Genomic DNA, 11,357 nt, shown 5'->3' with positions numbered 1-11,357 from the left:
AACATATAAGCTATGAGGGTATAAAGATGAGATGTAAATATAAAAAACACCCTTCGAGAACTTCTAAAGGGTGCTAAATAGGGTTTTGAGACAGAATGATAGTTAGTTGTGAATCACATCACTCGTTCATTCCTCGGTAGGTCGCAACGGTTGACGGGGACATCCGGCTCATGTATCGGAAGATCCAATACTTTAATACCGTATCCATAATCACCGGAACCGTCGCAATAAACAGAGAAATCATGCTGACACTGGCGGCAACGCCTAAGTGATTCGCTATTCCCTCCAGCAACACTTCCCAGCCGTGGGGCGAGTGGAAGCCGACAAAAATATCCGTCATCAAAATCAGGATAAACGCTTTAGCACTGTCGCTCAGACCAAACACCAAATCATCCATAAACGACTTGAAGACAGCGATTTGGGGGCGGCTCATCAGCAAAACTAGCACAAAGGATGCCGTGGCGATCATGTCTGCAAACACGTTACTCACAGCATTTCTGCTTTTTCCACGAAACTGTTCAGCAATCTCGATCGCTTTCTCCTGAACTAGCTTTTCTCGTTCTTCTGCTGCTTGCTCAGGTGTTTTCGTGGGTTCTGTCGTTGCCTTTTCTGATTTAACTTCTGATGGCTCAGGCTTTTCCAGGTTCGATTCTGATGGTTCGGCTGGTTTTTCTGTTTTAATTTCTGATGGTTCAGGTGTCTTTTCTGGCTTTGATTCTCCTACTAGGGGTGGACTGACGTGAATGAGCGCGTCAAATTTGAGACTTTCTTCATAAGTTTGAAGCTCTTTGAAGGCTTCCTCTTTCATTTCTGAATTGAGAAACACTTGAGCCGACTCTTCTCCACTCATACGATCGACGATCGGGCGAACAAGAAAATGCTTGGATAGCTGCTGAGTCAACAAAGGCACCAAGATCAGAGTCAGTAGAAACTGAACGGCCATTGTAGTCTTGGCTCTGGAGGTGCGAAACTTTTTCAGAACTTCTTCTTCTCTTGACATGAAGCTTAACTCTCGTGGGGTGCAGAGGTAAAAAATTTAGAAACAAACCAGAAAACTTGTGGAGAAAGCTAGGGATGGAAAAGTTGGTCAAGCGAAAGACTATCTACTGGAAGATAGAGATAAGCGATCGCAACTAACGATGTCAAAACTCCTACTACCGCCAAAAATCGTGCCGATGTACGAGTAAAAGCAACGATCGAGTTACTAGCGCCATTGCTAGACTTAGCGGCTGTCACCGTTAGGACAAAATCACCAATGCGAATCGTGTCATTGAGTTTTAGAGGAAAGTTCTGATTGGTTTGAGCGTCTTCTTCGTTGACCATCGAGCCGCTAGTACTGCCGAGATCAGAAAAATAATACTGTCCTGCCTGGTTGAAGATGCGAGCATGGACGCGGCTCACATCAGAACTGTTTAGCATCAGGTCGCATTTGGCGTTTCGACCAATCAGCCCTCCGCCTTGAGCCAAAGCTTTAGAAGTAAAAATCTTTTCCTGAGACTCGCCTGTTTGGTGATCGAATATTTTGAGCGTGATCATGGTTGTATAGTTCCCTGTGTTAGTTAGATGTGTGAAGTGGTTAGTGCCAACAAATCACTGTCTTCTGGTCACTGTCTTCTGGGTTAGCTAGCCAGATTCAATCGTGGTTTGAATTGCTTTTAATTCGCGGTTGTCCGTCTTTTGAAGGGGTCTTGCTGGGGGGATTGATCTGCGTTTGATCGTCTTGCAAAACACGCTTCTGGATGGCTCCAAATGAAGTTGGCTCTTCGCGAGAAGACGCTTTTGGTAAGTATCTAACCTGTGTTTGATCTTCGGTTGAGGTCGGCTTCTGCATGGGCCTGAATGTAGTATGCTCCTCTGGCATCTTTTTTTCTATCAAAGGTTGATCGATGTGTTGAGTCTGCGATCGCGTGCCTAAAATAACTTCCTGTGTTCTAGCGGGTGGTTGCTTTTCAGGTAAGGATGCTTCAAGAGAGTGTTTAACTTGAGGCGGTTGATGTTGAGTCTCATGTTGTCCTTCGCGTGGCTCCTTATGCTGAACAAGGTCTTGAACAGGCTCCTGCGCGACAATCGACACCGTAGGCTCCTGTGGCGGGGGGTGGATCTGCGATCGCTTGTCCTCTAGTGGGAGTAATCCTGTCATTTCCTGTGCGGGAAGAGAGCTTTGAGAAGGCTGAAGCCGCGATCGCTCCTCCTCGACAAGAGGTTTCTGTATTGGTCTTAATCCGGTGAGATCTTCTAGTTGAGGCGCATGATACAAACCACTCACCTGCGATCGCTCCTCTCCTGGCAGATGTCCCACTGCTCTAAACCTGGTTGATTCTTCTAGTGGTGGCGTTTTAGGAGTGTGTTTAATCGGTGGCTCCTCGTCTGGAAGAAAGGTTTCGATAGGACTGGACTCTGTTGGTGTTAGCGCCTTAAGGGGCGACGTAGAGGGAAGTGCTTTGGGGAACGGCCCAATCTGGGTCTGTTCCTTATCTGGAAGACGGTTGCGAATCGGGTTAAACTCCGTCCGCTCCTCTACTGGGAGCGCTTGATCGGCAGCGCCAATGCGCGATCGACTTCGCACGGCTCCAAACGATCGCGGACTTGCAGAAGTTTTTGAAAAGCGTCTCAGGACAGCCATAGAAATTTGCTGACACACTTCATAGCTCAGACTCAACACACGCATTAGAGAAGCAAAAGGAAGCGAGTCGCTGACAGGCTGGTTTTTAAGTGCATCCGCAACCTGATCTTTTGAAGCTTCCCCCGACTCTGTAAACAATCGCAGAATAACCAGGACACTCAGCAGGATAAACACCCAAAACAGGATGATCCGCAAAAAATGCACTGCACTGGTGCCCAAAAAGATAGAACCGAGCAAGACTAGCCCACAACCTGCTAGCGCCCAAAGAACAAACCGTACACGTTTCTCAGGCATTTTTGAACTCATGGATTGACTCCCAAACCTTTGCACTAGTAATTAGACTGAGGCATTTCTAGCAGGGTGACGATTTGCTGGTCGGTGTGCTACTCATTCATCTGTTTGAGCGTGGCCACCGTTGAAGGTGACATACGGCTCAGGTATCGAAAAATCCAGTACTTGAAGATGGTATCCATCACAACTGGAACCGTCGCAATGAAGAGCGAGATCATACTGTGATTGGCAGCAACGCCCAGGTGGTTTGCCATTCCCTCTAATAGCACTTCCCATCCGTGGGGTGAGTGAAATCCCACAAAGATATCAGTCATCAAAATGATGGAGAAAGCCTTTGTAGTGTCGCTGAGACCATACACCAGTTCATCCATCAATGATTTGACAACCACAATCTCTTTTTGGCTCATTAAGAGGATCAGGGCAAAGGCTCCTAGAGCAATCAAGTCAGCAAACACATTGCTAATGGCATTCTTGCTTCTTTGTCGAAACTGTTCGGCAATCTCGTCTGCCTTCTGTTCGACTCTTGTTTCCTGCTCCGCTTCTGAAAGTCGAGGGCTGGACTTGATCAGCGCTGAAAACTTCAGACTTTCCTCAAAGCTTTGTAGCTCCCTGAATGCTTCCTCTTCCATTTCAGAGTTGATGAAAATCTGGGCTGTCTCTCCACCACTAACACGCTCGACGATCGGACTGACGATCACTTGCTTCGTCACGATCTGAGTCAATAGAGGAACCAGCGCCAACACTAAGAGAAATCGCACCGAAATAGCGGTTTTCTCCTGGTCGCTGCGAAACTTCTTGATAACTTCTGCTTCTGATTTGGGATTTAGCTCTTCTTTGAGCCGATTGAAGGTGTTTCCGATCGAGCGCGGCAGCAACCCTGTTTTTTCTACCGAGCTTCTCGCAGTAGAGGTATTGGCTGGCTCTATCTGAAAGGTTGCCGTTGTGGAGATCCGCGTTGCAGAAGTTGGCAAGAGTGCAGATGAAGGAACCTTCGTCGCTGTGTATCTGGCTAACACCCGATCGATGACGCTCAACTTTTCTTGTTGGCTATCACTCAGCGATTCAAAGATCACGCTGCTCGTCTTAAATTCTGAAAGCTTTAGTCTGGCAACACTCAGATTTTTTTCAAGCTCTGCCTTCAAAAAGGCCGCTGCATGACCTTCGTAAGCTTCGATGGAAGCGCTATCACCACTAAAGTACTGGGTTTCGAGTAGTTCAATTTGCTGAACGGACTGGTAAGCACGATTTAAGGCGCGATCGGGTGTATTGAGAAAGCGATCGCTAGAAGCTTGCACATACTCCTTAAGCTTTGCCAATGTAGAAGTCATGATCCCCTCCGGTGAGCAGATGCGATTCTTAGTTTTGTTGGGTAGTGCAGAGTTAGTTAGCAAACCAAAAGGTAGAGCGGCACCCATTGAATTGTCAAAGTAGAGTCGTTGAGAAATGAACGTTTAACGAGCGTTTAACTTCCAGAACATTCAATTTTAGTACAGCGCACTTTCTTGATGAGTGAGCAGAGTACAATCAGACGTGGGGCGAGCGACACAAAGCAATACATACCCATTTTCGATCTGCTCATCATCCAGAAAAGACTGATCCGACTGATCGACTTTTCCTTCCTTTAACATGCCAGCACAGGTCGAGCAAGCACCTGCCCGACAGGAATAAGGGAGGTCAACATCTTGTTCCCCAGCCGCATCTAAAATGTACTCGCCTTCAGGAACGTCAACCGTCACATCTAACCCCTCATCCGGGTTAATTAGTCTAACTTTGTAGGTTGCCATACAGTGATTCTCAGGGATAAAAGATCATTCAAGCCGATAGCTGTTGCTGAACTCTAGATAGCTCAGACACAGGCTCGATCGGGAGGCGAGGCGTTACTTCTTGAGATGCACCTTCATCATTTTGCCCAGTTACATCTGGGTCGAGGGCTTTAAGGGAATGAAACTCACAAGCAACCGGGGGCGCACTGGTCTTAACAAAAGGCTTTCCGGTTTGCCCGTCCATCTCGTCGTCAGCAATCTGGCTCTGAGGATGCACATAAGTATGGGTAACGGGGTCATAAGCCAACACTTCGCCCGTCTCGATTTGGTAGACCCAACCATAGATGTGCAGCTTACCCTGATACAGTCTGGAGTGGACTAGCGGATAAGTCTTCAAGTTTTCGATTTGAGTTAACACATTCTCTGCTACTGCAACTTCCAGCATTTCTTCATCGCTGTGGTTGGTGTAGCTGTCTTTGACCAGTCTGCGAGTGCCTTCTGCATGTTTGAGCCAATCATAGACGAGAGGCATGTCTTCTTGAAGCTTATTGAGATGCAGCAGTCCTTTCATTGCCCCACAGTGCGTGTGACCACAGACGATGATTTGCTCAATTCCCAAGGCGTGAATGGCATACTCGATCGTGGCTCCTTCGCCCCCATTGGTTGCTCCATAGGGTGGGATAATGTTTCCAGCATTGCGAACAATAAACAGTTCACCGATCTCTGTTTGAGTCACCAGATTAGGGTCAATCCGGGAGTCAGAACAGGTGATAAACATGACTCTAGGCTTTTGTGCCTGAGAAAGCTGTGCTAACAGTTCCCGATGAGCAGGAACATAGGTTTTCCGAAATTCCTGCAAACCTTCAATTAGTTTTTTCATTGGTTTAGCCCCGTCTGAGCAGTGTTCTTTGAGAAAAGTAATGCGGATGTTTGGTGAGCAGTAACGCTATCCGCATTACCCGGCTTTTGAAGCGTGAACTAGACATCACATTAAACAAACGACAGTGACAAACTGGGGACAGAACTGTGACAAAGCCGGGAGTAGACAGTTCTTTTAGGCTGAGATCCTGGATTGAGGAACTTTGAATCTTCTCACCCAGAGTCGCGGATTGAGAGCAAATTGGGTAAACTCTCTTTTTTGCCTCGACTTTGTTACGTTCTCTCACTTATAGTTTTTATTAATGCAAATCATCATCTAATAAAAGATGAATTGTCCTATGACAGTCGATCATCTTGTTGACTTGAGCAAGCCATAAAAATTTAATGGCTCGATCGCCATCAGATCGCAAAGGTCAGTGATTGCAACAACTCAAGAAATAGACTTTTGTTTCCACAACGAAGGCGAGGGGTGTATGGCAATCCTGTAGAGTCTAACAGAATTAGCCCCTCAGAAATTCGCGACTCGATCGGAGTAAATGCGGACATCCATTTTTCGTGATGAACGGCTTGCCTTCTTAAACACTCATCACAAGAAGCTGTCAGGCTTCTATGCAGTTCAACAACACACGAGATTGGTATGAGTGCCCACGCGAGTAATACTGCTCGAAACTTGTAGGAATCCAGAGGTTTGAAGATGACTAAAGCAAGGAATTTGATGCACCGTTTTCAGAAGCGATCGACCAACTCCAACCATGTTCACTTAAAAGAAAGGCAGGAAAAAAGCCCTGTTCCAAAACGCAAATCTCGGCAAAAACTGGTTTCATTGCGATCCTTTCAAGAAAAGTTTTCGCGCTACACAGGTGAAAAACTCACTGGGCTGCAAGTGCTGTTTCGACTAGGAGACACTGTGCTTCATGCAATTCTTCCCTGGGTGTTACTGTGCGCTGGGTATGCTGCACTCACTTCTCTACTACATCAGCTTGGCTATCTCTCTGCTGTCCATGAAAATAAGGCGTTGCCCCATGTTGCTGTAGCACTGAATATTGCTTTAAGTTTGTTGTTGGTTTTTCGCACAAATGCAGCCCACGAGCGATTTTGGGAAGGACGAAAGTTGTGGGGATCTATGGTGAATACGGTTCGCAATTGTGTCCGCAGCATTTGGATCAGTGTGGAAGAGCGACTGCCGCACGATCGCACCCAAAAAGAAGACTCGATGCGGTTAGTTGCTGCGTTTGCTGTAGCGATGAAACTGCATCTGCGGCGTGATCCGATGAGCTTAAACGACGAGTTAGCACCTTTGATGTCACTGCCTCAATATCGCAGACTTCAGGAGGTAAACCATGGCCCTCTAGAGATTGCATTCTGGCTTGAGGACTATGTGCAGCAGCAGTATGAACATCGACAGATTAACGGGTTTCAGCTCCAGGATTTGCATAAAATGCTGAATGACCTGGTAGATATTCTGGGTGGGTGTGAGCGGATTTTGAAGACACCTGTGCCTTTGGCGTATACAATGACGCTTAAGATATTGCTAGTAGCGTATTTCATCATTGTACCTCTAGAATTGGTCGATAATTTACACTGGTGGGTTAGCCCAGCCACGGCTTTCATCAGTTTAATTTTCCTGTCTATTCAGGAGGTGAGTTCTGAAATCGAGGAGCCTTTTGGACATGATCCGAACGATTTGCCTCTAGACTTTATCTGCGACACCATTAAACGCAATGTTGAAGATTTGATCCAGCACGCTCCTTCTTCTCGCAACATTGTTGAATGGCCCAGGGCATCATCCAGCATTGTCAACTAAATAGACGATAAGCTGTTGGTTGACTAACAAAACTCGAACCGCCCTCACCCCAACCCCTCTCCCAGGACAGGCGAGGGGCTTTCAAATCTAAATTTTTCTGAAGTCCCTTCTCCCACTGGGGGCGAAGGGATTTAGGGATGAGGGGGAAAGATTTGTCAGTCAACCAGCGGTAAGCTGTTAACCCTCTAGATTGTAGGTGCCGTACCTCTACAATTTACAGAACATTGTCGCAAAAGACGGATTGGAAGAACCGTTGGAGCCACTTCAGCATTCAGGAACATCCCCGATCGTCGGTTTCTGCTCCCTTCAACATTATCTCCAGTTTGTCACTTTTTCATCCCCGACCTGTCACTTGACGAGACTTAGAATTGCAGACAGGTAGAGCAATTTCAGCAAACCCAAAGAGGTTCCCGTGAGCAGTCAAGAGCCACTAGGCAGTAAACGGGATTCGTTATAACCTGCGGCATATGACTACCTCCGCCGCTCGCCTGGCTGTAGAAGGCGTACAGTCTGGCAGGTTACTTGGGTGAGGCTGGAAGTCGAAGTGGTAGGGCGGATGTAAAGTTAGGGCTACTCCGTCCACCGCCACTCCGGCAGTCAACCCCTTGAAGATTCGCTTGTTTTTTAGACCTTCGCTAGTTTCAGAGCGAGACTAGCCTCACAGTTGCAAGGAGCTTACATCATGCATGTTACACTACCTCACCACAGTATTACGCTGCTCTCTAGTTCAATTCGTCAACGGCTCGATCGTACTGAGATCCATAATCCCAGAGTCGCCAACTGGCTGTGCAAATTGATTCCGTCGCAGTGTCCGTTTGCTCGTGACATCAAGCTTTGGGGCGATCGTGTGCTACTACACATTCCACCATTGTGCAAACTCAATCCCTTTTACGATGAGTTGATGGGCTTAAGATTTCGAGCGCTATCTTATCTAGCGGATGAGTGTCATCAAGATATTACAAGCTACATCTAGCTCAATTCATTGGCTCAGTAGAGACAAACCGGATGTCAAATATGAGGTCTGAGGGCTGGGTGATGGAGAACACACTCAGTCCTTTTTCTTGGCACTTTTTCTGGATGATGAAACAATCTCTGGGAGCATTTCAACTGCTACCCTGTTGGGGAAAACAAGATGCTGAAAGATAGCAGAGGACTTGACATTACAACAGATTCACGAGAAGCGGTCAGCGCAATTAACGGCTTTATTGATTGCTCACTTCGATATGGACGGGATGCAGAAGTATTGATTCTTCAAGCAGTCAAAGCTGATCCTACTTGCGCGATCGCAAATGCTTATGCGGCTGCCTACTACCTTTCTCAAGAAAACATTACGGCACGAAGACAGGCAGTTTTCTATCTCAAAGTCGCTACACAGAAATTGGGTCGGGTGAGTGAGCGAGAGCGGCTTTATATCAATGCGATCGCTGCCTGGGCAAAAGGAGCCATCTGTCAGGCAATCGACTATCACGAAACGATCGCTCAACAGTTTCCTCAAGATCTCATCTCAGTCCAGCAAGGACAATATCACTACTTTTATCAGGGTAATGAATCAGGGCTACTTCAAATTGCTGAAACCGTTTTGCCTGAAAATCAGGAAGACTCCTACTTACTCAGCATGGTTGCATTTGGCTTAGAGCAGTGCGGTCGATTGCCCCAGGCAGAGGAACTAGGACGACGGGCAGTTGCTCTAAACCGTGACAATCCCTGGGCACATCATGCAGTAGCTCATATCATGGAAGCCGAAGGACGAGTAGACGAGGGCATTGTTTGGATGGAAGGTCTAGCCCCTACCTGGGAAAACTGCAACTCTATGTTGTACACCCACAATTGGCTCCATATAGCGCTTTTCTATCTGACAAAGGTCGATTTGCAAATGGTCATTGCGCTCTACCACCACAAAATTTGGAATCGCGCTCAGAAAGACTCTCCCAAAGATCAAGTGACTGCGATTTCGCTGCTAGTAAGACTAGAGATCATGTTAGTGCGGCTAGAAATGAGAAGAGACGCTGTAGAAGATTTTTGGAAAGAGCTAGTCCCTTACTTGCTGCCACGCATTCACGAACACACATTGCCTCTCCATGATTTGCACTATGTGTATGCGTTGGCGAGAACGGGGCAGGTTGAGCAGGTTAACGAAATGTTGGCGAGTATGGCAAATCATGCTCAAAAGCTTGAATCACGTCAGCGAGGATTGTGGACTGAGATCATTATTCCTGCTGCCGAAGGAATGGCTGCTCACGCAAGCAGAGATATGCATGGCACGATCGCTTATTTCAAACCTATCTTGTCATCTCTTTGGGCGATCGGGGGTAGCTCAACTCAACGGCATTTGTTTAAGCAGATCTACCTGGATGCTCTACGACGAAATCAGCAGCAGGATGACTTTTCACATCGTTTCTTCATAAGCGTTGAAAAACTGCTCCACCGTAAAAAGAATGCTACTTTGCGCTCAGGCGACTGGAACTAAGAAACTAGTAGATATTAGACTTTCTGCATAGGCTTTCTACATTTCTACATTAGTACCTCTCTGACAAATCTCTTTGGGTAGGTTGGGCTGAATCTGTCCAAACTCAATGTTTGAGAAGTTTCTGTTGGGTTTCGCTTTGCTCAACACCAACCTACAGAGAATGGGGTTTCAGGAGTTTTGTTTACCAACCAGGCATTAGTACTTGTAGTGAGTACTTGTAGTGAGTTAATTTGCAACTAGTCGTTTGTATGAAGTCAGTTGCAGTTGCAGATGGGTTTGTCTTCTAGTTTTTAGCAAGATTTTATTGTGTTGAATGAAGTTTTCTATCTCTCTCACTTTACCCTAAGAGGATTTTAAGAATTGTGTATGAAATAGCGAAGTCGTTTTCTAAACTTTTCAAACATTTCCTAGTTTAATAATCAATTTTGTTTGATCTAAAAACATATTTAGTAGACGCTTTTTTGTAATTTGCATCATCTGATTAAAGCTTCATACCTTGATTTGGGTCGATCGCTTAAGAATTTCCGGGAATGTAAGACTTGCTATGTAGGAACCTATCAGTTAGCTAAATGGTGCATTCTCGTCTAAAGCTAAAGGGTCAGGTTATTACATTAGAGTGAGGGCTCGTAGGAAATACGGACAACTTAACATCAATCTGGCTACCTACTATTCTCTAGAAGTTTTTTAGTAAAGATATGAAGTTTCTCTCTGCTAGAAGAAGGCTCCGTAGCATTTTACAAGGATCTGTCTGTCTGATGGGCTGGGTGACTTACCAGGTGCCTCCAGTTCAGGCTGCTACTGTCAATTCAGCAAAGATTACACAGATCCTGGACGGCCCTCACGTTTTTATTCAAAATCGGCAAGTCAAGGTAAACGCAACCGCGAGTCGAGGACAACGCATTCGTACAGGGCGATCGCGGGCACAGCTAAAATTTAACACAGGTGCAGTTGGGCGACTCGCACACAACTCTAGCCTCGTGATTGGTCAATGTGCGCGGTTGCAACATGGCTCAATGCTAGTCAACGGAGCTATCAATGGATGTTCATACTCAGCCGTGGCCGGAGTGCGAGGCACGACCTATCTACTAGAAGTTGATGGCAAAGGAGCCTCGACCATTAAGGTGCTAGAGGGCGAAGTGATGGTAACGCGATCGATGCTTCCCATTAGTCAGGATGAGGATCAGACAGACGCGGAGGCGACTCCTCTACAAGGTAAGTTAGCCGATAGTCGCATTGCTCCAGTTAATCTTAAAGCAGGCGAAAAAGTCCAGCTGAGTGCGGCGGGCTATCCTTCCCAAGTCGAGCGGTTTGAGCAACCAGAGTTTTCAAGGATTGTGACGGGAACCTGGGTCAGAGACTACGAAGAACCGCTGCCCGGAAGTAAAAAGATTCGACAGAGCTATGAAGCGCAATTTCCAGATCAGTCTTTTCCAAAAGTGCAAGCCTGTGGCACTGGCATTCCTGACTCAATTCGGGTTCGCTTTCCAAAAACCTATGATTTCTTGAAGTCAAATATTTGCCCACAATAAC

At 46.5% G+C, this 11,357-nt stretch carries 10 protein-coding genes; 4 read left to right on the top strand and 6 right to left on the bottom strand.

Translation table 11 applies throughout. The annotated features are described in order from the left end of the window. Positions 1-118 precede the first annotated feature (118 nt). The 6 genes from ACKFKF_RS04720 to ACKFKF_RS04695 all read right to left on the bottom strand — a co-directional run bounded on the left by ACKFKF_RS04720 (position 119) and on the right by ACKFKF_RS04695 (position 5,557). The gene (locus ACKFKF_RS04720; protein ID WP_446866620.1) at positions 119-1,000 is read right to left on the bottom strand and encodes a hypothetical protein; all 882 of its coding nucleotides are present in this window, start codon (positions 998-1,000) and stop codon (positions 119-121) included. Between the two features lie 68 nt (positions 1,001-1,068). Then, entirely contained in the window at positions 1,069-1,536 is a 468-nt protein-coding gene (locus tag ACKFKF_RS04715; RefSeq protein WP_446857842.1) for an FHA domain-containing protein, read from the bottom strand. 97 nt (positions 1,537-1,633) lie between these two features. Continuing rightward, entirely contained in the window at positions 1,634-2,917 is a 1,284-nt protein-coding gene (locus ACKFKF_RS04710) for a hypothetical protein (protein ID WP_446866619.1), read from the bottom strand. Between the two features lie 89 nt (positions 2,918-3,006). Continuing rightward, a complete protein-coding gene (locus tag ACKFKF_RS04705; protein ID WP_446866618.1) occupies positions 3,007-4,242 on the bottom strand; it encodes a proton extrusion protein PcxA in 1,236 nt (411 codons plus the stop codon). 156 nt (positions 4,243-4,398) lie between these two features. Further along, positions 4,399-4,698: a 2Fe-2S iron-sulfur cluster-binding protein gene (locus tag ACKFKF_RS04700; protein ID WP_446866617.1), complete on the bottom strand. Its 300-nt coding sequence runs from the start codon at positions 4,696-4,698 to the stop codon at positions 4,399-4,401. 28 nt (positions 4,699-4,726) lie between these two features. Further along, entirely contained in the window at positions 4,727-5,557 is an 831-nt protein-coding gene (locus ACKFKF_RS04695) for a carbonic anhydrase (RefSeq protein ID WP_446866616.1), read from the bottom strand. A gap of 693 nt (positions 5,558-6,250) precedes the next feature. On the opposite strand from ACKFKF_RS04695, the gene ACKFKF_RS04690 reads away from it, so the two are divergent. The 4 genes from ACKFKF_RS04690 to ACKFKF_RS04675 all read left to right on the top strand — a co-directional run bounded on the left by ACKFKF_RS04690 (position 6,251) and on the right by ACKFKF_RS04675 (position 11,356). Continuing rightward, complete coding sequence (locus ACKFKF_RS04690) at positions 6,251-7,360, top strand: bestrophin family protein (RefSeq protein ID WP_446866615.1); 1,110 nt, start codon at positions 6,251-6,253, stop codon at positions 7,358-7,360. Positions 7,361-8,042: 682 nt separating this feature from the next. Beyond that, on the top strand, positions 8,043-8,333 hold the full coding sequence (locus ACKFKF_RS04685) for a Mo-dependent nitrogenase C-terminal domain-containing protein (protein WP_446857848.1): 291 nt from the start codon (positions 8,043-8,045) through the stop codon (positions 8,331-8,333). A gap of 159 nt (positions 8,334-8,492) precedes the next feature. Beyond that, a complete protein-coding gene (locus tag ACKFKF_RS04680; protein WP_446866614.1) occupies positions 8,493-9,827 on the top strand; it encodes a tetratricopeptide repeat protein in 1,335 nt (444 codons plus the stop codon). A 755-nt stretch (positions 9,828-10,582) separates the two neighbouring features. Further along, positions 10,583-11,356, top strand: a complete 774-nt coding sequence (locus ACKFKF_RS04675; protein WP_446866613.1) for a hypothetical protein — start codon at positions 10,583-10,585, stop codon at positions 11,354-11,356. The last annotated feature ends 1 nt before the right edge of the window (position 11,357 follow it).

It is taken from the genome of Phormidesmis sp. 146-12 (genome assembly GCF_052939495.1).
The sequence above is the reverse complement of the archived record's forward strand: the minus strand, read 5'-3'. Positions and strand labels throughout refer to the sequence as shown.